21 protein-coding genes and 3 pseudogenes are annotated in these 23,958 nt (G+C 36.3%); 12 read left to right on the forward strand and 12 right to left on the reverse strand.

Annotated elements, in window-relative coordinates; genetic code table 11:
* Nucleotides 1-104: 104 nt before the first annotated feature.
* A complete protein-coding gene (gene rpoB, locus AC4BC4_RS15320; RefSeq protein ID WP_438757859.1) occupies nucleotides 105-3,722 on the reverse strand; it encodes a DNA-directed RNA polymerase subunit beta in 3,618 nt (1,205 codons plus the stop codon).
* Between the two features lie 367 nt (nucleotides 3,723-4,089).
* Entirely contained in the window at nucleotides 4,090-4,665 is a 576-nt protein-coding gene (locus AC4BC4_RS15325; RefSeq protein ID WP_490476285.1) for a polymer-forming cytoskeletal protein, read from the reverse strand.
* Between the two features lie 513 nt (nucleotides 4,666-5,178).
* On the opposite strand from AC4BC4_RS15325, the gene AC4BC4_RS15330 reads away from it, so the two are divergent.
* The 3 genes from AC4BC4_RS15330 to AC4BC4_RS15340 all read left to right on the forward strand — a co-directional run bounded on the left by AC4BC4_RS15330 (nucleotide 5,179) and on the right by AC4BC4_RS15340 (nucleotide 8,008).
* Nucleotides 5,179-6,156 carry an ABC transporter substrate-binding protein gene (locus tag AC4BC4_RS15330; RefSeq protein ID WP_438757857.1) on the forward strand — a complete coding sequence of 326 codons (978 nt, stop codon included), beginning with the start codon at nucleotides 5,179-5,181 and terminating at the stop codon, nucleotides 6,154-6,156.
* A 98-nt stretch (nucleotides 6,157-6,254) separates the two neighbouring features.
* Entirely contained in the window at nucleotides 6,255-7,205 is a 951-nt protein-coding gene (locus tag AC4BC4_RS15335) for an ABC transporter permease (protein WP_438757856.1), read from the forward strand.
* A complete protein-coding gene (locus AC4BC4_RS15340; RefSeq protein WP_438757855.1) occupies nucleotides 7,205-8,008 on the forward strand; it encodes an ABC transporter ATP-binding protein in 804 nt (267 codons plus the stop codon). Before AC4BC4_RS15335 ends, AC4BC4_RS15340 begins: the two co-directional genes overlap by 1 nt.
* A 31-nt stretch (nucleotides 8,009-8,039) precedes the next feature.
* Here the strand turns inward: AC4BC4_RS15340 and AC4BC4_RS15345 are convergent.
* Nucleotides 8,040-9,695 (reverse strand): annotated as a pseudogene (locus AC4BC4_RS15345) (IS1182 family transposase); the annotation flags it as partial.
* Between the two features lie 161 nt (nucleotides 9,696-9,856).
* A complete protein-coding gene (locus AC4BC4_RS15350) occupies nucleotides 9,857-10,168 on the reverse strand; it encodes a hypothetical protein (protein ID WP_438757854.1) in 312 nt (103 codons plus the stop codon).
* A gap of 372 nt (nucleotides 10,169-10,540) precedes the next feature.
* Between AC4BC4_RS15350 and AC4BC4_RS15355 the strand changes: the two genes are divergently transcribed.
* The 3 genes and pseudogenes from AC4BC4_RS15355 to AC4BC4_RS15365 all read left to right on the forward strand — a co-directional run bounded on the left by AC4BC4_RS15355 (nucleotide 10,541) and on the right by AC4BC4_RS15365 (nucleotide 13,175).
* Entirely contained in the window at nucleotides 10,541-10,711 is a 171-nt protein-coding gene (locus tag AC4BC4_RS15355; RefSeq protein WP_490476286.1) for a hypothetical protein, read from the forward strand.
* A gap of 145 nt (nucleotides 10,712-10,856) precedes the next feature.
* A pseudogene (locus AC4BC4_RS15360) lies at nucleotides 10,857-11,375 on the forward strand (IS6 family transposase); the annotation flags it as partial.
* 141 nt (nucleotides 11,376-11,516) lie between these two features.
* Nucleotides 11,517-13,175 (forward strand): IS1182 family transposase, encoded by a 1,659-nt coding sequence (locus AC4BC4_RS15365; protein WP_490476287.1) that lies wholly within the window; start codon nucleotides 11,517-11,519, stop codon nucleotides 13,173-13,175.
* A 67-nt stretch (nucleotides 13,176-13,242) separates the two neighbouring features.
* Here AC4BC4_RS15365 and AC4BC4_RS15370 read toward each other — a convergent pair whose 3' ends face one another.
* Genes AC4BC4_RS15370 through AC4BC4_RS15385 form a run of 4 tightly spaced genes read right to left on the reverse strand, consistent with a single transcriptional unit; the run spans nucleotide 13,243 to nucleotide 15,576 of the window.
* Complete coding sequence (locus AC4BC4_RS15370; RefSeq protein WP_490476288.1) at nucleotides 13,243-13,635, reverse strand: hypothetical protein; 393 nt, start codon at nucleotides 13,633-13,635, stop codon at nucleotides 13,243-13,245.
* Nucleotides 13,636-13,651: 16 nt separating this feature from the next.
* Nucleotides 13,652-14,932, reverse strand: coding sequence for a T7SS effector LXG polymorphic toxin (locus AC4BC4_RS15375; RefSeq protein ID WP_490476289.1), 1,281 nt, complete (start codon nucleotides 14,930-14,932; stop codon nucleotides 13,652-13,654).
* Between the two features lie 3 nt (nucleotides 14,933-14,935).
* Nucleotides 14,936-15,274 carry a hypothetical protein gene (locus AC4BC4_RS15380; RefSeq protein ID WP_438757849.1) on the reverse strand — a complete coding sequence of 113 codons (339 nt, stop codon included), beginning with the start codon at nucleotides 15,272-15,274 and terminating at the stop codon, nucleotides 14,936-14,938.
* A complete protein-coding gene (locus AC4BC4_RS15385) occupies nucleotides 15,274-15,576 on the reverse strand; it encodes a TIGR04197 family type VII secretion effector (protein ID WP_438757848.1) in 303 nt (100 codons plus the stop codon). Before AC4BC4_RS15385 ends, AC4BC4_RS15380 begins: the two co-directional genes overlap by 1 nt.
* 199 nt (nucleotides 15,577-15,775) lie before the next feature.
* Between AC4BC4_RS15385 and AC4BC4_RS15390 the strand changes: the two genes are divergently transcribed.
* Together AC4BC4_RS15390 and AC4BC4_RS15395 are read left to right on the forward strand one after the other, a co-directional pair.
* Nucleotides 15,776-15,925, forward strand: coding sequence for a hypothetical protein (locus AC4BC4_RS15390; protein WP_438757847.1), 150 nt, complete (start codon nucleotides 15,776-15,778; stop codon nucleotides 15,923-15,925).
* Nucleotides 15,922-16,092 (forward strand): hypothetical protein, encoded by a 171-nt coding sequence (locus tag AC4BC4_RS15395; RefSeq protein ID WP_490476290.1) that lies wholly within the window; start codon nucleotides 15,922-15,924, stop codon nucleotides 16,090-16,092. Before AC4BC4_RS15390 ends, AC4BC4_RS15395 begins: the two co-directional genes overlap by 4 nt.
* A 219-nt stretch (nucleotides 16,093-16,311) precedes the next feature.
* Here the strand turns inward: AC4BC4_RS15395 and AC4BC4_RS15400 are convergent, their stop codons facing one another.
* On the reverse strand, nucleotides 16,312-16,755 hold the full coding sequence (locus AC4BC4_RS15400; protein WP_490476291.1) for a DUF1433 domain-containing protein: 444 nt from the start codon (nucleotides 16,753-16,755) through the stop codon (nucleotides 16,312-16,314).
* A 60-nt stretch (nucleotides 16,756-16,815) separates the two neighbouring features.
* Here AC4BC4_RS15400 and AC4BC4_RS15405 point away from each other — a divergent pair, with 60 nt between their 5' ends.
* The 4 genes and pseudogenes from AC4BC4_RS15405 (at nucleotide 16,816) to AC4BC4_RS15420 (ending at nucleotide 20,454) form a co-directional block, all read left to right on the forward strand.
* Entirely contained in the window at nucleotides 16,816-18,009 is a 1,194-nt protein-coding gene (locus AC4BC4_RS15405) for a lipase family protein (protein WP_490476292.1), read from the forward strand.
* Between the two features lie 14 nt (nucleotides 18,010-18,023).
* Nucleotides 18,024-18,434 carry a hypothetical protein gene (locus tag AC4BC4_RS15410; protein WP_490476293.1) on the forward strand — a complete coding sequence of 137 codons (411 nt, stop codon included), beginning with the start codon at nucleotides 18,024-18,026 and terminating at the stop codon, nucleotides 18,432-18,434.
* Nucleotides 18,435-18,546: 112 nt separating this feature from the next.
* A pseudogene (locus AC4BC4_RS15415) lies at nucleotides 18,547-19,219 on the forward strand (IS6 family transposase).
* 248 nt (nucleotides 19,220-19,467) lie between these two features.
* Complete coding sequence (locus tag AC4BC4_RS15420) at nucleotides 19,468-20,454, forward strand: biotin--[acetyl-CoA-carboxylase] ligase (RefSeq protein ID WP_490476294.1); 987 nt, start codon at nucleotides 19,468-19,470, stop codon at nucleotides 20,452-20,454.
* Between the two features lie 109 nt (nucleotides 20,455-20,563).
* Here AC4BC4_RS15420 and menA read toward each other — a convergent pair whose 3' ends face one another.
* From menA to pplA, 3 genes are all read right to left on the reverse strand, one after another.
* Nucleotides 20,564-21,517 carry a 1,4-dihydroxy-2-naphthoate polyprenyltransferase gene (gene menA, locus AC4BC4_RS15425; RefSeq protein WP_490476295.1) on the reverse strand — a complete coding sequence of 318 codons (954 nt, stop codon included), beginning with the start codon at nucleotides 21,515-21,517 and terminating at the stop codon, nucleotides 20,564-20,566.
* A gap of 11 nt (nucleotides 21,518-21,528) precedes the next feature.
* The gene (locus AC4BC4_RS15430; RefSeq protein WP_490476296.1) at nucleotides 21,529-22,605 is read right to left on the reverse strand and encodes an FAD:protein FMN transferase; all 1,077 of its coding nucleotides are present in this window, start codon (nucleotides 22,603-22,605) and stop codon (nucleotides 21,529-21,531) included.
* Nucleotides 22,606-22,970: 365 nt separating this feature from the next.
* A complete protein-coding gene (pplA, locus tag AC4BC4_RS15435; RefSeq protein ID WP_490476297.1) occupies nucleotides 22,971-23,900 on the reverse strand; it encodes an extracellular electron transfer flavoprotein PplA in 930 nt (309 codons plus the stop codon).
* Nucleotides 23,901-23,958: the final 58 nt, after the last annotated feature.

Below are 23,958 nucleotides of genomic sequence, written 5' to 3' on the forward strand. Positions count from 1 at the left end.
TATTTTTTAATACTCATTTTCTTCCACCAACTGTCTCAACTCTCTTTCTACAAAGTGAGTATGAAACAAAACTAACTTGACAATTTTAATAAGACTCTAAACAATTAGTCTTTTGTATCTTCAGCCGTTTCGATTTCTTGTTCAAGAACTGCATCTGCAGCTTCTTTCGCTTCAGCTGCTTCTTTTTCTAATTGTTTCGCTGATTGTTGTTCGGCAAATTTTGTTAGGGCATCAACTGTGATCAAGTCATCATCATCGTCATCCATATCACGTAATTCGATTTCTTGTTCTTCAATGTCCAATACACGCATATCTAATCCAAGTGATTGTAATTCTTTTACCAATACGCGGAATGATTCTGGCACGCCTGGTTTTGGAATTGGTTCACCCTTGACGATTGCTTCGTATGTCTTCACACGACCCACTACGTCATCAGATTTGTACGTTAAGATTTCTTGTAATGTGTAAGCTGCACCATATGCTTCCAGTGCCCATACTTCCATTTCCCCAAAACGTTGTCCACCAAATTGAGCTTTACCTCCAAGTGGTTGTTGGGTAACAAGTGAATATGGTCCAATAGAGCGGGCATGTAATTTATCATCGACCATGTGGGCCAATTTGATCATGTACATCACACCAACAGAGATACGGTTATCAAATGGTTCACCAGTACGTCCGTCATAAAGAACTGTTTTCGCATCACGAGCCATACCCGCTTCACGAACTGTTTCCCATACATCCTCATCGTTGGCACCATCAAATACTGGTGTTGCAATGTGAATACCTAACTGACGAGCAGCCATACCCAAGTGTAATTCTAGTACTTGTCCGATATTCATACGTGATGGTACCCCTAATGGATTCAGCATGATATCGATTGGTGTGCCATCCGGTAAGAAAGGCATGTCTTCTTCTGGCATAATACGGGATACGACCCCTTTATTACCATGACGTCCAGCCATTTTATCGCCTTCGTTGATTTTACGTTTTTGAACGATATAGACACGAACTAACATGTTTACCCCTGGAGATAATTCGTCTCCGGCTTCACGAGTAAAGATTTTCACATCATGAACGATCCCGCCGCCACCGTGAGGCACACGTAGAGATGTATCACGAACTTCACGTGCTTTTTCACCAAAGATTGCATGTAGTAAACGTTCTTCAGCAGATAACTCAGTTACCCCTTTAGGCGTTACTTTCCCTACTAATAGGTCACCATCTTTAACTTCAGCACCGATACGGATAATACCCATCTCGTCAAGATCTTTTAATGCATCTTCCCCGACGTTTGGAATTTCACGCGTGATTTCTTCAGGACCTAATTTTGTATCACGAGCTTCTGATTCATATTCTTCAATATGGATAGAAGTATAGACATCATCTTTCACCAAACGACGGCTCATGATGATCGCATCCTCGTAGTTGTATCCTTCCCAAGTCATGAATCCGACAAGGACGTTTTGTCCTAAAGCCATTTCGCCTTCTTCCATAGAAGGTCCATCAGCTAATGTATCGCCTTTTTCAACTTTTTCGCCTAAAAGAACGATTGGACGTTGATTGTAACTTGTTCCTGAATTTGAACGACGGAATTTTGTTACCATATATTTATCTAATGCGCCATTGTCACGGCGAACGCGTACTTCTGATGCGTCCACATATTCAACGACCCCATCATGTTTACATAGTAAAGCGGCACCCGAGTCATGTGCTGATTTGTATTCCATACCAGTTCCCACAAGTGGTGAACGAGGTTGGATCAATGGTACTGCTTGACGTTGCATGTTGGCACCCATCAAAGCACGGTTGGAGTCATCGTTTTCCAAGAAAGGAATACATGCTGTCGCAACAGCAACTACTTGTTTAGGTGAAACGTCCATGTAATCGACTCTATCAATCGTTACTTCAAGGTTTTCACTTTGCAAACGAGCCATTACTAATTCTTCAGCAAATGTCCCATCTTCATTTAAACGTGAGTTTGCTTGCGCTACAATATAGTGATCTTCCGTGTCAGCAGTCAAGTAATCTACTTTATCAGTTACTTTTCCTGTTGCACGATCAACACGACGATAAGGTGTTTCGATAAAACCAAATTTATTGACTTTGGCATAGCTTGACAAGCTGTTGATCAGCCCAATATTTGGTCCCTCAGGCGTTTCGATCGGACACATACGGCCATAATGGGAATAGTGAACGTCTCGAACTTCATAGCCGGCACGGTCACGAGTCAAACCACCAGGTCCTAAGGCAGATAGACGACGTTTGTGTGTCAACTCACCAAGAGGATTTGTTTGATCCATGAATTGTGATAGCTGAGAAGAACCAAAGAATTCTTTGATACTTGCTACGACTGGACGAATATTGATCAATTGTTGTGGTGTTAGTGTTTCAGTGTCTTGAATCGACATTCTTTCACGAACGACACGTTCCATACGAGCTAAACCGATACGGAATTGATTTTGCAGTAATTCACCAACTGAACGAATACGACGGTTCCCTAAGTGATCGATATCATCCACATTACCGATATCTTCTTGTAAGTTAAAGAAATAACTCATTGAAGCCACGATATCTGCTGGACGAACAGTCTTCACACTTGTATCAGGATAACCATTACCGATTACATTAACGATGCGTTCTGGATCTTTTGGAGAAAGAACTTTGATTACTTGAACCGTCATTGGTTCAGTAACCACACCGTCTTCGCTTGGGTAATAGGTTACGCTGTTTAGGCCGTTATCAATATGTTCACCTAATGTTTCCATTACTTGGTGCGTCAATACCGTTCCTTTTTCGACAATGATCTCACCAGTTTCAGCATCGATCAATGTTTCTCCTAAAGTTAGGTTCAATAGACGAGTTTTTAAGTCTAATTTTTTGTTGACTTTATAACGACCAACGTTTGCTAAGTCGTAGCGTTTTGGATCGAAGAAACGAGCATTTAACAAGTTACGAGAACTATCTGCTGTCTTGGGCTCACCAGGTCGAAGACGCTCATAAATATCCTTCAAGCCTTCTTCAGTACGAGAATCACTTGCATTTTTGTGTAAATCTTTTTCGATCGTATTACGTAAGCTTAGTGTTTCACCGAAAATTTCAAAAATCGTATCATCAGAGCCAAAACCTAAGGCACGAACTAATACAGTCAAAGGAATTTTACGGGTACGGTCGATACGTACGTAAGAGATGTCTTTGGCATCTGTTTCCATTTCTAACCATGCACCACGGTTAGGGATCACTGTTGAACCAAAGCCTTCTTTACCATTTTTATCTACTTTTCCATGGAAATAAACACCCGGTGAACGAACTAACTGAGAAACAATAACACGTTCTGCTCCATTGATGATGAATGTTCCCATTTCAGTCATTAGAGGAAAATCACCGAAGAACACTTCTTGTGATTTGATTTCTCCAGATTCACGGTTGGTCAATCGTAGAGTGACATGTAACGGTGCAGAATAGTTTGCATCATGTGCGCGCGCTTCTTCTACTGTATACTTAGGTTCTTTTAATTCATAATCCACAAATTCCAAAGATAAATTACCTTGGAAATCATCGATCGGTAAAATGTCCTCAAACATTTCTCTTAACCCTTCATCTAAAAACCATTGATAAGAGTCTGTTTGAATTTCGATCAAGTTGGGTAATTCCAACACTTCACTGATCCGGGCGAAACTTCTACGTTCGCGGTGTTTTCCGTATTTTACTACGTGTCCAGCCAAGCTCTTCACTCCTCTAATTAAAAGTCTATCAAAACACTAACCGAAATATTTCATAAATATTACAAATATTAAATATTCGTAACACTGAGCATTTTTTGCAGTTTTTAGGCAAAAAAAAACCAAAAATAGAATGTGCTCTTGAAAATTTCTCGTGCGTTTCTATTTTTGTTTCCCTATTAAAAACCGGAACGGACAATATTTCGCTCCTGCTTTGTCATTTTTCAGATAGTTTTTGCATCTATAAATTGTACTTCTTTCTATAGTAAAAGTCAAGGATTTTCGGAAGTTTTAAACAGTTAAATCTCCTAAAAAAAAGACACTCAATAAAAATCGAGTGCCTCATTTTTGATTATTCAACTAATCTTACTTACTGAACTGTTACATCGCCAGTTACTTCAGCGCCTTCTTTATCTAAAGTAGCAGAAGTTTTGTACTCTTCTTTTTCAAATGTCACTTTACCATCTACTTTTGTTCCATTTAAAACAAAACCATTTGCCTTAACTAAGATATCTCCTTTAACTGTTCCATTCACGATATTGAAGTTTTCTGTTTCAACAGTCATTTTAGGTACAGTCAGTGTATATTCATCCGTCACTTTATGATCTGAGTCTTGTGCGTATAATGCTAGTTTTCTATAAATATCGCCTGATGTTTCGCCTTTATCATGAAATTCTCCAGAAACAGTCACATCTTTATCAAAAGTAATATCTGCTGTTGCAGCAACGATCCAATTTCCATCTTTGCCTAACGCTTTTTCAATTACTTCTGGTTTGTCACTGATTGAAGCACCACTTACAGTATCTACACTTGAACTCATTGATGTTTCTTCCATTTTGCTGTCAGATGAACTATCTTTAGAATCTTTATTATCACTACTACATGCCCCTAAAACTAATACTGTTGCTGCTAATGTTCCGAATGTAATCAATTTTTTTGAAATCATATAATTCCTCCTAATTATTTACTATTTATTTAGACAACTAAATTTTAGCATGAACACGTAAAAATTCACAAAGATATCCACTTTCGTGTGACTTCTTCCTGTTAATCTAAGCTATTCACAAACTTTTACCATTTATATCGTCTTTTTCTAGTCTATTACACGAATGTTCAGAAAATTTCAAATAATCAGTTGACAGCAGACTTACTTTTCCTTTATACTAAACACAATTCAATTTGCGGGGGACTTTTTATGACACACTCTATCAACGCACAACTGAATATAGCTTACTTTAGCTACTTTAGATAGTTTTGTATTCATGAAATCGTGGGTACAAACAGCAAAAACCTGTTTTTGTATCTATGATGGCTAGAGCGCTTTGTACTGAACAAGCAGCCACGTAGACAATCCTAAGTGGCGAAAGAAGAAGTGTTTACCTACGACTTTTATCAATCCATTTAGGCATATTGTCTGAATGGATTTTTTGTTTTATCAACTACAATTGGAGGAATCAGAATGAAAAAGAAATTAGTCGGACTAAGTATCGTATCAGCAGTAGCATTATTGGCTCTCGGAGCATGTGGAGATGGCAAAAAAACAGACAGCGGAACAAATAGTGATACTAAAAAAGTGGGCGTTTTGCAACCCGTTGAGCACGGCTCACTTGATGCTGCTTTCGAAGGATTCAAAGAAGGTCTAGCTGAAAATGGCTTTAAAGAAGGCGAAGACTTAACCATTGAATACAGCAATGCCCAGAATGATCAAGCACAGTTAAAAAGTATGAGTGAAAAATTAGTCAAAGGAAAACCAGACTTACTACTAGGAATCGCAACGCCTGCCGCCCAATCATTATTGAACGAAACAACAGATATCCCGATTTTAGTCACAGCAGTTACTGACTTAGTTAGTGCAAAATTAGTCAAATCAGATGAGAAACCTGGGGGGAATGTGACTGGAACCACAGATATCGTCCCAATCGACAAACAAATAGCTTTGTTATTAAGTATCGTACCTGATGCCAAAACAGTAGGTATTATGTACAATGCCGGTGAAGCAAATTCTAAAATTCAAGCGGATATGGCCGAAAAGGCCTTGAAAGACGCTGGCATCAAAGCGAAAATTTTAACAGCTAATTCAACAAATGACGTACAGCAAGTAACGACAAGCTTAGCAAAAGATGTTGATGCAATTTATATTCCAACAGACAATACTTTCGCTTCAGCAGCAGCTGTCATCGGTGAAGTAGCCAAAGAACACAAAATTCCAGTCATTGCAGGTTCGATAGAACAAGTAGAAGAAGGCGGATTGGCAACTGTGGGAATCGATTATAAATCACTAGGCAAGCAAACAGGTGTTATGGCAGCGAAAATTCTAAAGGGTGAAGCAAAACCTGCTGACATGCCTGTTGAAAAAGCAAAAGACTTAAAGCTTTTCGTAAATAAAGATATGGCAAAAGCTTTAGATATCGATCCAGATACCATTAAAGCACCTTAATACCTGAATAAACAGTGAGAAAAAAGCAATTGACTTTTCTAAGCTAAACGCTTTTTTCTCATGCTCTACATAAATTTTATTGAAAGAAGCTGATTTTATTGATAGACATATTACTTTCGTCAACATCCCAAGGACTGCTTTGGTCCTTACTTGCCATTGGAGTATTTCTGACTTACCGTATTTTAGACATTGCTGATTTGACTACAGAAGGAAGTTTCCCTTTAGGTGGTGCTGTAGCCGCAGTTATTTTAACAAAAGATCCCGCTACTTGGCCTGCGCCGATCCAGTCTTTATTTGATATTCATTCTATGATAGCGCCGATTGTCGCATTACTTTTTGCTTTTATTGCTGGTATGTTAGCTGGTCTTGTTTCTGGACTATTGCACACAAAATTAAAAATTCCCGCATTATTAGCAGGAATTATCACAATGACCGGACTTTACAGTATCAATTCACGAATCATGGGCGCTCCAAATATTTCTTTGATTGGGACCGATTCTATTTTCTCTCATGCGCAGTCGTTAGGTTTCACTAAAGTCAACAGTACGATCTTTGTTGGTTCGCTCATCGTACTTTTAGTCATCGTTTTACTTGTTTTATTTTTTAAAACAGAAATTGGCTTAGCAACTAGAGCGACTGGTGACAACATCGACATGAGTGAAGCGAATGGAATTAAAACAGACAATATGAAAATCATCGGCTATATGCTTTCTAACGGATGTATCGCATTAGCAGGTGCTTTACTCGTTCAAAATAATAACTTTGCTGATTTAAATTCTGGTATTGGAACAATCGTTATCGGGCTTGCTTCAATCATTATTGCTGAAGTTCTCTTTAAAAATAAATCCTTGGGTTTGCGTTTGATCACGATTGTAATCGGTGCTATTTTGTATCGTTTCATCCTGGCTTGCGTTTTAGAACTTCGTGTTGATCCAGCAGATTTGAAATTATTCTCAGCAATCATTCTAGTTATCTGTTTATCTTCACCACTGATTCAAAAAAAATTAGGTTTTTCTAAACTAGGAAAACGTAAAGGAGGCACAAATTGATGCAGCCAGTATTAACAATAAAAAACTTACATCAATATTTTGAACGCGGAACAGTCAATGAAAACCATGTCCTAAAAGGAATCGATTTAACTATCAATAAAGGCGAATTTATTACGATCATCGGCGGAAACGGTGCTGGTAAATCTACTTTACTAAACAGTATCGCTGGAACATTACCAATTGAAGAAGGTCAGGTAGCTTTGAATGGCAAAGACATCACAAAACAACGTGTAGTGGCTCGTTCAAAACAAATCAGTCGTGTTTTCCAAGATCCTAAAATGGGGACCGCTGTTCGTTTAACTGTAGAAGAAAATATGGCACTTGCTATGAAACGTGGAAAAAAACGTGGCTTGGGAAATGGTGTTCGTAAAAATGACCGCCATTTCTTCAAAGAACAACTAGCTAGCTTGAATTTAGGCTTAGAAAATCGTCTAGGAGCTGAAATTGGCTTGTTATCTGGTGGACAGCGTCAAGCGATTACCTTACTTATGGCTACCTTAATTCGTCCGGAATTGATTTTGTTAGATGAACACACCGCAGCGCTTGATCCTAAAACGTCAATCACCGTTATGGCCTTAACTGAAAAATTGATTCAAGAGCAAAATCTAACTGCCTTTATGGTGACACATGACATGGAAGATGCAATCCGCTACGGTAATCGCCTGATTATGCTTCACCAGGGAAACGTCGTGGTAGATGTGCCTGCCGAGCAGAAAAAAGATTTAACTGTTAATGAATTGATGGACATGTTCCAAAAAAATAGTGGCACTGAATTAAAAGATGATCAATTGTTATTGGTTTAAGCAAAAAAAGAGCTTGGGACGTAAGTCCCAAAAACCTTAAAATAAAAGACCGAAAATCGTAAAAAATGATTTTCAGTCTTTTATTTTTTAGATTATTGGGAGAATCCTTCATGTTTTCTAGCTTACTTAGCCTATATTTCCTTAAATTTACTGCGATTAACGCGAATCCAATTTCATTGTGTGCCTGTTGTTTCCCTCGAACAGAGAACCGAGTGAACCCTAAACAAGCCTTCAAATGTCCGAAAGCTGGTTCGACGTCAATTTTTCGTTGACGATAGAGTTTACCTGTTTCTTCTTCTGAAAGCAGCTGTTGAATTCTTGCTTTAAAGTATTCCCAATTCATGTTCTTTTGAATCTCACGATTCTTGTCACTCTTCGCTTTTGTACACTGGCTTCGAAGAGGACAATTCGAGCAGTCTTCACATTCATACCGTTTTAAATAACGTTTAAAGCCATATTTATCTGTACGAATAGAATAGTTTCGAAAATTCATTTTTCGTCCGTTTGGACAAAGAAACGTATCATCTAATTCCTGATACGACCAGTTTGCTGGAAGGAACGGATTTTGTTTAAACTTTTTCTTCTGTTCTTTATGGTACATGGCATAAGTGATGAGTGGTGTTCGCTCGTGATCCTCTAAAACCGCTTGATAGTTTTCTTCTCCTCCATAGCCGGCATCTGCGACAATATAGTTTGGCAGATCAAAGAAACGCTCTTTTAAAGTGGTTAAAAAAGGGCGCAATGTTCGTGTATCTGTTGGATTTGAGAAAAGATCATAGCCTAAAATATACTGACTGTTCGTGGCGATTTGAAGATTATAACCTGCTTTCAACTGACCATTTTTCATATGATCGTCTTTCATGCGCATAAAAGTGGCATCTAGATCAGTTCTAGAGTAACTGTTTCGTTGCCCTAAAATCTGTCTATGTTTTTGATAAGCGAGTTTTCGCTCTTTAAAGTCCTTGAAAAGTGTCCTTAATTTTTTAGGAATTTTTCGTTTAGAACGGATTGATTTGCGCGTAATTCCATCCTCTGCTTGTTCGATTTTTTCTGTAAACTTTTCGACAACATGCGCGAGATTTTCTTCAATCTTACCTAATTCAGTGACAGATAATTCTTTTGAGGACTCTCGCTCAATTTCAGGAATAATTTGATTCTTTAACAATTCATCGTAGAGAAAATTTGATTTTTCAGTAAGCTTTTTATCAAAGTTATCAATGGATTTTCTCCAAACAAAGGTGTATTTATTGGCGTTGGCTTCAATCTTTGTACCATCGATAAAAATGGCTTCTTCATCGATTAATTGTTCCTTGACTAATTGGCTACGGAACTGGACGAAGCACTCCCGAAGGAGTGCATTCACTAAAGGATTCACTCGAAAACGATTGATGGTTCGATAACTAGGTTGATAACTTTGAGTAAGCCACATCATGCGAATACTGTCTTTCGTCAAGGCTTCAATCTTGCGACCAGAAAATACAGATTGTGTGTAGGCACATAAAATCATCTTCATCATCATTTTCGGATGATAAGAAGAAGGCCCCATTTGATGATGAAAAGGAAGAAAGCGTTCCTCCGGAATACTTTCAACTAATTGATCAATGACAAACGCAATATCGTTTTTTTCTAACTGAAAACTAAAATCTAGAGGAAGAACGACTTGATTTGTGGTATAATTTTTAAACATAAGAACACCTCGCTGACTTATTTGTTTAGTCACTTTTATTTTAGCAAAGGTGTTCTTATTTTTGTACAAAAAAACAATCCAGATGCCAATCAATTTGACTGGTATCTGGATTTTTCGTTAGTACTTATGTCCCAAGCTCTTTATAAAATTTTAAATAATAGTTATTTATAAATAACTGTATAACGACTAACTAAAGGAAAATTACTGATTACTTTTGAAGTAGTTTTTTGATAACGTGCATGGATACTCACATTTGCATATTTAACATTGTATTTCGTATGTCTAGGTGGATTAAGTTTTTTTCCATTTTCTGTGTAAACAGATTTTATGTCATAACCAATTTCAACTCGACGAGTCCTGTTGTCTGTTGCTGCATGAGCAATATTATCACCCGACAAATTACCAAATATGCTCAAACCTAACCCAAATACTAATCCTAACGCCATTAAACCAATAAGTACTTTTTTTCTCATAATTATAAACTCCTTTTTTTCATTCAGTATTAAATATGATTATACTGTAATCAAAATATAGCAAATAATAAATATTAAGTCAATATGAAAATTTGATTAGATTGAAGTTAATCCGTACAAATTTTCTCGTTAGATAAAATTTTGTATTTAATGTCATTTATTTTTTTACATTTCAATGAGCTATCTAAGTCCTCAAATTCTTTTTTTGTACTTATAATTTTTTTCCATTCTGAAATTGTTAAAATATTTATATTCATAAACTTTACCTCATATTCTTAATAGTGAGCAGAAACACTTGACCGTTGAAGAATATAAAGACAACCAAAAAGCCATTAAAGAAATGGATCAAGTTCTTCAAACTAAAAAAATGAATTGAGTGTTGCCGATCAGCAAGTCATTAGTCAGCAACAAGCCTTTACAAATGAATTAGCGGAAATTTGGGCAACAAATTGGCTCGTTACACGAGCAGAATCGTCTTATTTTGAACTGACGTATGAAGTGTACGTTCCTGCCACGTCCGAACCGATAGAGACTATCGAGTGACCCAGACTATGTTCGACCGCTAAATTAAATAAAGAGGTGTGGATTGTGTCAAAAGAGCAGTGGGAAGCAAAACACATTTCAGCAAACGCTGTGAGTGACATGTTAAAAATCAAAGAAACGTTCTTACGTGCAGAAAATAGCAATTGATGTTTCAGAAATCCTTCCTGAACGTAGAATTGACGGCTGCCATACAACTGTCTGCCGATGAGTTCAAGAATATAGTCAAATTGTTTACTACCTTTGGGAAAAACGAAATCGCACGGCAAGCGATTCTTGGCGAATGGATGAAACCTACATTAAAGTGAAGGAAAAATGGCATTATTTATATCGCGCAATTGATTCTTCTGGGGTGACACTAGACATTTGGTTACGTAAGAAACGCGACAGTCAAGCAGCTTACGCTTTTTCAAACGGCTAGTTAAAATTTGGTGAACCCAGGGGTTCTTGTCACGGATAAGGCACCCTCGCTCTCTTGCGCGTTTAAACAGCTCAAATCAGAAGGTAATTCCACTTCTACTTACTCATCGAACCAGTAAATACATGAATATTATCATTGAACAGGACCATCGACCTATCAAGAAAAGACACAAAATTATACCGGTCCATAAGGACCTCATCAGCTACAATTAAAGGGATAGAAACAGTCCATGCATTATACAAAAAAAAGAGCTTGGGACATAAGTCCTAACGAAAAATCCAGATACCAATCAACTTAATTGGCATCTGGATTATTTTTTTGTACAAAAATAAGAACACCTTTGCTAAAATAAAAGTAACTACTCAAATAAATTAGTGAGGTGTTCTTATGTTTAAAAATTATACCACAAATCAAGTCATTCTTCCTCTAGATTTTAGTTTTCAGTTAGAAAAAAATGATATCGCATTTGTTATTGATCAATTAGTGGAAAGTATCCCCGAGGCACGTTTTCTTCCTTTTCATCATCAAATGGGCCCTTCTTCTTATCATCCAAAAATGATGATGAAGATGATTTTATGTGCCTATACACAATCCGTGTTTTCTGGTCGAAAGATTGAAGCTCTAACGAAAGATAGTATCCGGATGATGTGGCTCACTCAAAGTTATCAGCCTAGCTATCGAACGATCAATCGTTTCCGTGTGAATCCCTTAGTGAACGCACTCCTTCGGGAGTGCTTCGTCCAATTCCGTAGTCAATTAGTCAAGGAACAATTAATCGATGAAGAAGCTATTTTTATCGATGGCACAAAGATTGAAGCCAACGCAAATAAATATACCTTTGTTTGGAGAAAATCCATTGATAACTTTGACAAAAAACTCACCGAAAAATCAACCTTTCTTTATGATGAACTATTGAAAAATACAATTATTCCTGAAATTGAGCGCGAGTCCGAAAAAGAATTATCTGTCACTGAATTAGGTAAGATTGAAGAAAATCTCGCGCATGTTGTAGAAAAGTTTACAGATAAAATCGAACAAGCAAAGGATGGAATTACGCGCAAATCAATTCGTTCTAAACGAAAAGTTCCAAAAAAATTAAGGAAACTTTTCAAAGACTTTAAAGAGCGAAAACTCGCTTATCAAAAACATAGACAGATTTTAGGGCAACGAAACAGTTACTCTAGAACTGATCTAGATGCCACTTTTATGCGCATGAAAAACGATCATATGAAAAATGGTCAGTTGAAAGCAGGTTATAATCTTCAAATCGCCACGAACAGTCAGTATATTTTAGGCTATGATCTTTTCTCAAATCCAACAGATACACGAACATTGCGCCCTTTTTTAACCACTTTAAAAGAGTGTTTCTTTGATCTGCCAAACTATATTGTCGCAGATGCCGGCTATGGAGGAGAAGAAAACTATCAAGCGGTTTTAGAGGATCACGAGCGAACACCACTCATCACTTATGCCATGTACCATAAAGAACAGAAGAAAAAGTTTAAACAAAATCCGTTCCTTCCAGCAAACTGGCCGTACCAAGAATTAGAGGATACGTTTCTTTGTCCAAACGGACGAAAAATGAATTTTCGAAACTATTCTATTCGTACAGATAAATATGGCTTTAAACGTTATTTAAAACGGTATGAATGTGAAGACTGCTCGAATTGTCCTCTTCGAAGCCAGTGTACAAAAGCGAAGAGTGACAAGAATCGTGAGATTCAAAAGAACATGAATTGGGAATACTTTAAAGCAAGAATTCAACAGCTGCTTTCAGAAGAAGAAACAGGTAAACTCTATCGTCAACGAAAAATTGACGTCGAACCAGCTTTCGGACATTTGAAGGCTTGTTTAGGGTTCACTCGGTTCTCTGTTCGAGGGAAACAACAGGCACACAATGAAATTGGGCTTGCGCTAATGGCTGTAAATTTGAGAAAATATAGGCTAAATAAGCTATCAAACAAGAATAATTCTCCCAAGAAACTAAAAAACAGAAGACTAAAAATCATTTTTATGATTTTCGGTCTTCTGTTTTATTTGTCTTAAGACTTATGTCCCAAGCTCACTACAGTATAAAAAGGTCAAATTTTAGCTGTTATCCCAATAACTATTTTTATACTTCTACATATACAATTTTTGGTGGCTGACTAGTCACTATATCAACAATATCATTCCTGGTAACTACAGCAAAATGTTGTACATCACCCATGAAACCTGCACTTTCTATATTTAACCAATTTATATATTCGGATTTTTCTACCTTAAATAAAGGATTCCCTATAAATGTTTCTCTATATTTTTGTAGACTTTCGACATCATTATATGTTGCAATTCGTCTGCCCTCGTCTGTAAATCTTAAAGAGTCAACAAAATTAAAATATAAATGTAATTCATTTTCAAATCCAGTAAGTTTAATTATTGTGCCTTTTTCATTTCTTTTGATTTCATAAACTTCATAATCATCATTTGTTATTTTTTCTGAACTAAATTCTCTCCAATGTTCCAACCAAAAGACCTCTTCTCTATTTATTATATCTGACTTTTTTAATTTTCACCCCTGGGACTTTTATTTCTAAAGTAGACCCGCCTGTTCCACTCCCAGGTCTAACAGATATAGTCGTGCCATCATCTAGTACCCCTTGCAGACCTTGACCATATTTGGTATCTATCGTCTTCACTTTATTGGGATTAAATGAATTAAAATCATCGACAGCATCACTCATATCTCCTTCTTTTTCATAATTTTTAGCATTTCCTTTTTTTCTAGTGGTATCTTTTGCATCACTCAAAACTTCTTCGACTTTCTTTTCGGTTGATAAGCTTAGGCTTGGCGCATTATTAATCGCATCAACAATATTTTTCCCAATTTTAATGATACCCGTTCCTTTTCTAAGAATATCTACGCCTCTCCCTAGTAATCCTGCACCACCAAGACCAGGAACAAATGTAATTTCGTCTCGATTTATTTTTAATTTTTCATCACTATATTGGTCTTTTGTCAGATAATTTTTGCACTTCTCTAGCTCTGCATAAAGATCTGGGTACTTATCTGTCATAATATATTTGCCATTTTTCATTAGGTACCATTCACCTAATTCTGTTCGAATAATGGTATATCCTTCTAATTTCCCTAGTGCATTTTTAACCATTATCTTTCTCATTTGTTCGTTTCTTTTTTCCCGTTGCTCCCAACGCTCATTAATCGAAACAGCCCAAGACATATCTAGTCTACCTAAATCAAATGTTCCACTTGATGAGTTCCACGCCTTAGAATTTTGAACTTGTGCGACCCCTCGAGCAAATTCTCGTTGAGACGCATCAAATTCTGAAAAGATACTAGCTGACCGAGAATTATAGTCATGAAACTTCTGTAGTTTTTCTCGCTTCTTAGCTATACTATCACAGGCATTCACATAGCGTCGTTCTAAATCAGGTCGCATCGTTTTCGCCGTCTGCATTTGAGCTTCAATCGCTCGCTTTAACGCTTCTAGTTGATTAATTTGTTGATTGATTTGGTCTTCAATGGTATCAATGCTACTAACGGACCCTTGATAGTCACTTAAAAGCTTTTTATGCGCTTGAACTAAGGCTTCGCCTGTCATGGTAGCCGAACGACACAACGGTGTGTAAACAACGCTAAAATAGCGTTTGGCTGAATCATAGGCTTTTCCTGAAAGAGGTGCTGATAAAAATTGCGAAATACTGCTTTGTAAAGTTGATATAGCTTGCTTTGCTTCGTTGTTCATTCGATTGGCTTCATTTATCTGTGCCTGGACTTCACCGACATAAAATTGTAACCCCACGCCTCACTCCTCCTCTTCTATTCGTTGTGCTTCTCGATACATTCGCTCTGCTTCAAGTTCTTGTGTAGTTAATTCTTTTTTTCGTTGCTCTAATTGCTTTTCTAGTTCGCGTAACTGATTCTGTGCTTTTTTCGCTAAGTAGCGGTTATCTTCGCCTTTATTGCGAAAGAAAATGCGTTCCTCTGGTGCACTTGTATCAATCAATTCTGTATACAGTCGATCTTCTTGTTTTTGAAGTTGAAAAAACGCTTCTTGTTGTTGTTGGAGCATTTTTATCTCTTGTTTCAATACAGATTGTTCTTGTTGAATCGCTTCTAATTGCGTTTTACTTGTCACGTCCATTAAAGTCCCCACTTACTCATAGGGGAAAGACTTTTTTGAAAGTCTTGTGCTCCTTTTTGGTCAATTTGCGCAAAGTCTTTCGCGACAGAATGAATCTTATCTCCAGCCGAAACAATGCTAGAAGAGAGACTTTTCAATGTGGTTCCATATGCAATAGTTGATTGCTTAGCAGAGGCATTGCCTGTCACATTTGTACGAGAAGCGACACTCGTAGAAGCATTAATAGTGTTTAAAGCCGTCGCAGACTTGCTAAAAGAAGCGGAGACATTCCCAGCGACAGATACATTACTTTTAATTCCCATAAAATCCTCCTTATATTTACTAACATGTTGTCTTATATAGTTTAACGTTTTCAGATCCAAAAGAAAATAGGATATTTGTATTACTCGAGAAAGGGGGAGACATTTTTTCGCTTCACCCTTTTTTTGACTAGGAATCGGCGTAAAAAAATTTGGATTGGAGTTTCTACAAATGTAGAAATGGAATCCAATTTTTTACGAATTGCCCCACTATCTTCAGGAACGAGGACATGAGATTGAGCGCGGGATCAAAGGCAGTGAGCAGAAACAATTGATCGTTGAAGAATATAAAGACAACCAAAAATCCATTAAAGAAATGGATCAAGTTCTTCAAACTAAAAAAATGAATTGAGTGTTGTCGATCAGCAAGTCATTAGTCAGCAACAAGCCTTTACAAATGAATTAGCGGAAATTTGGGCAACAGATTGGCTCGTTACACGAGCAGAATCGTCTTATTTTGAACTGACGTATGAAGTGTGTGATCCTGCCACGTCCGAACCGATAGAGACTATCGAATGACCCCAGACTATGTTCGACCGCTAAATTAAATAAAGAGGTGTGGATTGTGTCAAAAGAGCAGTGGGAAGCAAAACACATTTCATCAAACGCTGTGAGTGACATGTTAAAAATCAAAGAAACGTTCTTACGTGCAGAAAATAGCAATTGATGTTTCTCAGGATGAGGATAAAGAGGAGTTGGCTTGATCGTCGACTCCTCTTTATCTACCTCCGTTCTCTTTTAAAATAAAGTTGTTTTTGATCCATATTTTTCTTTCCATAAGCTCATTCTAGCGGAAGAAGACATTGTTGTTTTTTCCTCTGCTTCTATTTCAGAAACTGATTTATTGTTGTTTGATTTATTATTTTTTTTATCAAAGTCAATATTGAGCCCATCAACATATTCAATATTTGTTCCAACTTCTCCTTGAACAGATATTGATAGATTTTCATCTCCGTTAATATATCCCTGTATAAAAAAACCGCCCATAGGGTTCTTTTGAGTACCTGTTAAAGTTACAGAATCGATGTTATTATAGTGATATTTTAAAAATTTTTCAATTCTTGGCTTCTGTTCTTTCATGTAATAATCCATTTCGCTTTTTTCCATACTTTTACACCCTCCAAACAATAGTACAATCATCATCATTAAAATACTTAACCATATATATTTTTTTCTTATCATAACACACCTCTTGTGATAGTATAGTTATTAATTACTAAATGATAATACACGGAGGGCTCGATGTCTAATAAAATTAAAGATGAAACTTTTTCAAAATTATCTTTCGATAGTTACGAAGATAGACTTTTAAAAGTAGGCAGTGTTATTAGAACTGTAGATGGAAAGTTTGTTGTAATTAATTCTATTGATAAAGAATCAGGACTACAAGCAGTTGCAGTGGTCAATCAAGCTGATTATGACAAAATTCAAAAAGGTGGAGAGCCTGATAATATTATCTTTGTTTCTCGTGGCTCTTCTGAACTAAAGGATTGGACGACAAATTTTAATCAACTAGGAACAAACCTGTCAGTAGATAAAATAAAAGAGAATTCTTCCAAAACACAATACATAAGATTTATTGCAGACAATGCAGCGAATACTATTAAAAATCCTATCCTTTCTCATTCATTATCTGGCTGGAGTAAAGGTTCTTCCAATGATAATCATCAATTTATTGAATATGAAAAATGGGTAAATAAAGTAGTCAAGAATAGAAAACCTGCTGATTATAGTTTTACTGGTCACAGTTTAGGTGGTGCATTAGCTCAATTTATGGGCGTTATGAATAATAAAAATGCGACAACTTTTTCTGCCGCTCGTAGTTATCGTATTTTGCCTAAAAAATATCGAGATTTAGTAGATCAGGGATACTACAATAATAAGATTAGGGATTATAGGCATGAACTTGATCCAGTTGGATTTGTTCCTCTAGGAAAAACAATAGGTAAGCGTTTTTTAGTGCAGTCAAATTCTGCAAAATTTCCATTAGTAGGTCATATGAGCAAATCTTTCTTAGGTATATTCAATTCTGATGGGAGTATTAAAATATTCTATGATCCCTCTACTTTAAATGCGTCTGGAAGAGATTTTATAAATCTTTCAGAATCTCTATTAAAGACATTACGGCAACTTCAAAAATTTGAAGAGCGTGAAGGTATGACTATTATGAATTTAATGAAATCGATTCAAAATGGACTGAATGGTGGCTGTTATTCTGAATTATCTGATTCAGATGTGAACGAAGTTATTCAATCAGTTTTCCCGTTTTGCAAAGGAAATACTCCAAGCACCTACAATACTGACGTGTCACTTGAATTAAAAGCAAATATACAAAAAGCAAGTAAAAATATTAGGAAAATAGGCATTGCTATGCAGAATTCTGCTACAAAAGCTGTAGACGAGGATAGAGCAGAAGCCCATTCATTCAAACTGTAAAGAGGTTATTGACTATGAAATTAGACGCATCTTATCAATCAAATATAAATTATTATCAGAGAAAAATTGATGAATACAATAGAGAAGCTCAGAAACCTAGTGATAAACAAAGCTTAACACACAAAACTACGAATGTTACTCTGTTGAAGATAGAGCTCGATTACTACAAAAAACAAGAGAAAAGGAGAGTACAAAAATTAGCGTTAATACAAGAATGTAAAACCGTCTGCAACGAATACAAACCTGAAGCTAAAAAAACTAAAAAAAATCTTAATTCAGATGCACAAAATGCAAGTAAAAAAGTTGTTGCGATAAAAGGAAAACAAATGATTAAAGGGAAAAGTGGTAAAAAATTGGAACAATCCTTAGTTTCTGTCCGCAACTCAGTTAATACCATTGAATTTAATAGTCATTCTTTTAGCTAACGCGATCATCTATAAATAGATAGTTATAAGATAAAACGGTTCTGTTGCAAAGTTTTTCTAAAGGGGTCATATAATGTAAAATGGAAAGAAACGGAATCTAATGGGAACAATCATGGTCCATTTTAAAGGCAAACAATTCAAACAAGACATTATCATGGTAGCCGTAGGCTACTATCTACAGTATAACTTAAGTTCTCGTGATGTTTCAGAAATCCTTCCTGAACGTAGAATTGGCGTCTGCCATACAACTGTCTACCGATGAGTTCAAGAATATAGTCAAATTGCTTACTACCTTTGGGAAAACGAAATCGCACGGCAAGCGATTCTTGGCGAATGGATGAAACCTACATTAAAGTAAAGGGGAAATGGCATTATTTATATCGCGCAATTGATTCTTCTGGGTTGACATTAGACATTAGGTTACGTAAGAAACGCGACAGTCAAGCAGCTTACGCTTTTTCAAACGGTTAGTTAAACAATTTGGTGAACCCAGGATTCTTGTCACGGATAATGCACCATCGCTCTCTTGCGCGTTTAAACAGTTCAAATCAGAAGGTAATTCCACTTCTACTTACTCATCGAACCAGTAAATACATGAATATTATCATTGAACAGGACCATCGACCTATCAAGAAAAGACACAAATTATACCGGTCCATAAGGACCGCATCAGATACAATTAAAGGGATAGAAACAGTCCATGCCTTATACAAAAAAATCGAAGAAATCTCTTCGACTTTTCAGTATGCGATGAACTCAAACAATTAATGGGAATAGCGGTTTAAAATAGCCTGTTAAGAAGCGTAGACTTTTCTTATTTACAACTTTGTAACAGAACCCTCCATCTCTATAAATTTCTTTATTTCTTGAACATAACGCTTTGTTCTTTATTTCTACTTCTTAAGTATAGCAAGTCTTTAAAGAGAAATCATACATCCCAAGAAGGATTTTTCACTCCTCTTTCAGTCTTATTATGGTTGACCCAGCTTCTTCCCATCAGATACAATGAAACTACCATAAAGGAGAGAAGTCTATGTCTACGAAAAGTCAGGTATTGACCTTGTTAATGAAAAAAAAACTAACATATATTTCAGGTGAAGAAATGGCACAACAGCTTTCTTTATCTCGAACGGCGATTTGGAAAGCAATCAATGAATTGAGAAAAGAAGGACACCATATTTCAAGTAGCCGAAACAAAGGGTATTGTTATGACAACTCTGATATTTTATCTGCTGAAGGAATTCGTTTGGCTCTTGATTCCAAAACACCAACTCTTTCGATCACAGTTCTAAATTCTTCAGAATCTACGATGAAAGACGCTAAACTAGCAGCAATGAATGGAGAACCAGATAATACACTGATCGTAGCAGATATCCAAGAAGCACCAAAAGGACGATTTGGACGCCCTTTCTTCTCAAAAGCTGGTAGCGGCATCTATATGAGCCTATTGTTAAGACCCAATCAAAACTTTGAAGAAATGGCACAATATACTGTAATAACGGCTGTAGCGATTGCACGCGCAATGGATAATTTCTCTAAAATACAAACCAAAATCAAATGGGTCAACGATATTTATATCAACGGAAAGAAAGTTTGCGGTATTTTATCAGAAGCAATGAGCGATGTTGAATCTGGGCAAATTTCAACTGTCATTATTGGCATGGGAATCAATTTTTCTGTAAAACAAGACGAATTCCCAGAAGAACTAAGAAAAAAAGCATCCTCTTTATTCCCAGATAAAGACTCTACAATTACACGCAACGAATTGATTGGAGCCATTTGGAATCAATTTTATAATATACTGCACCAACTTCCTAAACAAGCTTTTTTAGAAGAATATCGTCAAAAATCCTTTGTGCTTGGCAAAACAGTTTCTTTTACACAGGCAGGGATAGATTATGAAGGAATGGCCACGTCAATCACCGATCATGGTGAACTTGTTGTCACGCTAAACGATCAAACAGAAAAAATTCTTTCATCTGGAGAAATCAGTTTAAATAGAATAAATACGACTACTTAACCTTTTTACACTACTTTTACGTCGTATTACCATTGCAGACAATAATGAATAGTACAAAAAAAGAAGAAAGCAGCGTCGTTTTGGTTCATACGGCTTTCTTCTTTTTTAATTATATTTTTTCTAATACGATCGTTAGTAACAAGCCTAACAAATAGCTCCCATTAAATGCCATCAAATTTTTGATTGAATAACCAAAACTTTTAGGATGCGGCAACTCTTTTTTAAACAACTGGAGATTTTTCCAAACAATTGGGAATGAGAAGAATACAGTCAAAATCGGCCAGCGATAAACACCAAATAGTAATCCAACCAAAACAACCAAATAACACGCGAACATCAACAATTGGAATAAAATCACACCTTGACTTCGCCCAATATAATAGACCAATGTATACCGATGATTCTCAATATCAGTGTCTAAATCTCTTAAATTATTTGCTAACATGATATTCGCAATCGTAAACACCATCGGTAAAGATGCCAAAAGGATTGCGAATACCGCCCACAAACTTCCTGTCAAAGCAAATGTTCCGCTACTCCAATCAAGTTGTAAATAAAACGGGCGGCTTACTTGGACGTTCAAGTAAATCGTCATCGCGAAAATCCCGAGCCCCATGGTAAAACCGCTAAAAACTTCTCCTAACGGCATTCGGGAAAGCGGAATTGGCCCAAATGTGTAAAATATGCCAATAAAACAGCACACACCGCCCATCACTAAAAATAGCCAACCTGTTTTAACTGTTAATATGAGTCCAATCAGTGCTGAAAAAGCAATCATTCCAAAAATCATATTTTTAACAAGAGCAGGAGCGATCCCTGAACTGCCAATAATATTCTCTTCATATTTGTACACTTCAGATTTCGCCTTCTTAAAATCCATATAATTATTGATCGCTGTCGTCGCCATATCAAAAACAACCATTCCAACAAAAAACAAAATTGTGTATCCTAGTTGAAATTGATTAAAATAAGCAACAGAAAATAATACCCCAACTGCAAAGGGAAATAGACTTGCTAACTTTGTCTGGATTTCCACAACTTGCAAAAATACTTTCAACGACATAGTCCTTCTCCTTATTTCAGGTCTTTACGATCACCCATTGTATAACCTGAATCTTTTCCTAACTCAAAATCTTTCTCAATGTCTTTACTTACAAATACTTTATCTTCTTTTGTAATAAAAATCACATCGACATCTTTTAGTCCTTCAGCATACTCTAACCCTTTTTTTACACCCATAGAAAATACCGCTGTAGATAGTCCATCCCCATCAACTGATTCATTTGTGATGACTGTCACACCTGCAATGTCATTATCAAAAGGATAACCCGTTTTAGGATCAAATAAGTGATGATAATTTTCACCGTCAACTTCTAAAAAGCGCTCATATATGCCCGAAGTTACTAACGTCTTGTTACTTTCTTGAACAGTTCCGACCACAGTATTACGTGCTTTATTAGGATCTTGAATGCCGACGTTCCAATCCATATCCTTACCACGAGGGCTATGTCCAAGAACATAAACATTTCCACCGAGATCCACGATTGCGGTCGTTACACCATTGTCTTTTAATACTTTCACGACTTCATCCGTTATATATCCTTTGGCAATCGCACCTAAATCAAGTTCCATGCCCTTTTCTTCAAGATAGACTGTTTTATCTTCATCATTTAATTTTACTTTGTGATAATCAACTAATTTTAAGGCTTGATCGATCTCCTCCTGTGATGGTTTGCGCGCATCGTCAAAACCAATATGCCATAGCTGTGTGATTGGCCCAATCGCCATATCAAAGCCACCAGAAGAATCTTCGCTGTATTCGTATGCCCGTTTTATTAATGGATAAATATCATCAGATACTTTGACTGGCTTGATTCCAGCTTGTTCATTGATTTCATCTATTTCTGAGCCTTTTTCATTTACAGTGATCTTATCTCCTAACTCTTTTACTCGATCAAAAGCTTTTTCTAACACATCTTCTTTGCCATTGTCATAGATTTTCACTTGTACATATGTTCCTAGCAACGACTGCTGGTCTGAATACGGTTCTTTATTGATTTTTGATTTCTCAGTTTTCGTATTGCACCCTGTTAAAATGACTAAAAATAGAACTGCTATTAAAATAATTCGTAATTTTTTGTTTTTCATCATATCCCTCTTTCTGAATAGAAAAATTATCTTATATATAGTAGCGCTTTTTTACGTGAATGGGAAGGATTTTCTATTTGTTTTTGATGTTATTTAATAAATTGACGCGCTATCCATTTGAGAAATCTTCTATTTGTATACATCAAGGTAATAAAGCAAGACCATCTGCAAGTTACCTTATACTGATGATCATCTGTTTATAAACTGGCTTTGATTCTTGACCATTCACTAGTAAGGTTATTTCTCTCTCTTGGGTTGCCAACATCCACTCTGGTAAATTCCGTCACAGTGTTGGACAGCAAAAAGCAGAACTCAGACAAATATCTGAATTCTGCACATAATTATCTTTCAATTTATCCTATGAAAAATTATTTTTTCATTACGATATTGTCTATAACAATTTCTTTAGTATCGCCTTTTTGAGCAGCATTAACTAATTGTTCTGCATATATTACGAATGAGTGTGAGCTATGAGTTGCACCTGTTACTACTTCTACATTTGCAGGAGAGCCATCTTCTTCATTCATCGCTTTAACAAGTTCATCATTTAGTTCAGGAATGTATGTTTTAGGATCTGTACCTGATTTTTCTTTCATGTTTTTGTTATAATCAGCATCGTCTTTTTTAGATTTACCTTCATCATTTACGCTGTCAAATTTAGATTCAGTTACTTTACCGTCTTTAACAACAATTGAAAATTCTGTGTGGTAGCCATTTGAATTATTTTTTTCTTTCAATGAATACGTACCGTCTTTAAGGTCAGCACCATTATCGATTTCGATTGTTTTTGTGTCTCCCGCTTGAGCAGCTTGGATCAATTGTTGTGCATAGTTTTGGAATGATTCACTTGAGTGAGTCGCACCTGTTACTACTTCTACGCCATCAGCGCTTTGTGCTGCAACAAAAGATTCGTTTAATTCTTTGATATATTCAGCTGGCCCTACGCCAGATTTGTCTTTCATTTTTTCTTCATATTCTTTGTCATCTGCTTTTGATTTTCCATCAGCATTGATATTATCGTATTTAGATTCAGTGATTTTACCATCTTTAACAGTCATTTCAAATGTTGCGCGGTAACCGTTAGATTCGTTCTTTTCTTCTAATTTATAAGTGCCGTCTTGTAAATCACCACCAGCTTCTTTTTCTGCTACTGTAGAAGATTCAGCTGTTTTTGATGTTGCAGTATTTGAGTCAGAAGATTTTGTTGTGTCTTTCTTGTCATCTGATCCACATGCTGCTAATAAAAGAGATGTCAGTGCAATAGCTGTGAAGCCCTTTACAATTTTGTTCATTTTCATGTTAGTCACCTTTTCCTTTTCTTATGTATTCAACAAATTAAGTTTGTGATACAATATA

It is taken from the genome of Enterococcus sp. AMC1086 (assembly GCF_058216575.1).

Coding starts and splice junctions, on each gene's coding strand:
- AC4BC4_RS15325 (WP_490476285.1), bottom strand. CDS start 4,665: ATGATTTCAAAAAAATTGATTACATTCGGAACATTAGCAGCAACAGTA.
- AC4BC4_RS15330 (WP_438757857.1), top strand. CDS start 5,179: ATGAAAAAGAAATTAGTCGGACTAAGTATCGTATCAGCAGTAGCATTA.
- AC4BC4_RS15340 (WP_438757855.1), top strand. CDS start 7,205: ATGCAGCCAGTATTAACAATAAAAAACTTACATCAATATTTTGAACGC.
- AC4BC4_RS15350 (WP_438757854.1), bottom strand. CDS start 10,168: ATGAGAAAAAAAGTACTTATTGGTTTAATGGCGTTAGGATTAGTATTT.
- AC4BC4_RS15365 (WP_490476287.1), top strand. CDS start 11,517: ATGTTTAAAAATTATACCACAAATCAAGTCATTCTTCCTCTAGATTTT.
- AC4BC4_RS15380 (WP_438757849.1), bottom strand. CDS start 15,274: ATGGACGTGACAAGTAAAACGCAATTAGAAGCGATTCAACAAGAACAA.
- AC4BC4_RS15385 (WP_438757848.1), bottom strand. CDS start 15,576: ATGGGAATTAAAAGTAATGTATCTGTCGCTGGGAATGTCTCCGCTTCT.
- AC4BC4_RS15400 (WP_490476291.1), bottom strand. CDS start 16,755: ATGATAAGAAAAAAATATATATGGTTAAGTATTTTAATGATGATGATT.
- AC4BC4_RS15405 (WP_490476292.1), top strand. CDS start 16,816: ATGTCTAATAAAATTAAAGATGAAACTTTTTCAAAATTATCTTTCGAT.
- AC4BC4_RS15410 (WP_490476293.1), top strand. CDS start 18,024: ATGAAATTAGACGCATCTTATCAATCAAATATAAATTATTATCAGAGA.
- AC4BC4_RS15420 (WP_490476294.1), top strand. CDS start 19,468: ATGTCTACGAAAAGTCAGGTATTGACCTTGTTAATGAAAAAAAAACTA.
- menA (WP_490476295.1), bottom strand. CDS start 21,517: ATGTCGTTGAAAGTATTTTTGCAAGTTGTGGAAATCCAGACAAAGTTA.
- AC4BC4_RS15430 (WP_490476296.1), bottom strand. CDS start 22,605: ATGATGAAAAACAAAAAATTACGAATTATTTTAATAGCAGTTCTATTT.
- pplA (WP_490476297.1), bottom strand. CDS start 23,900: ATGAAAATGAACAAAATTGTAAAGGGCTTCACAGCTATTGCACTGACA.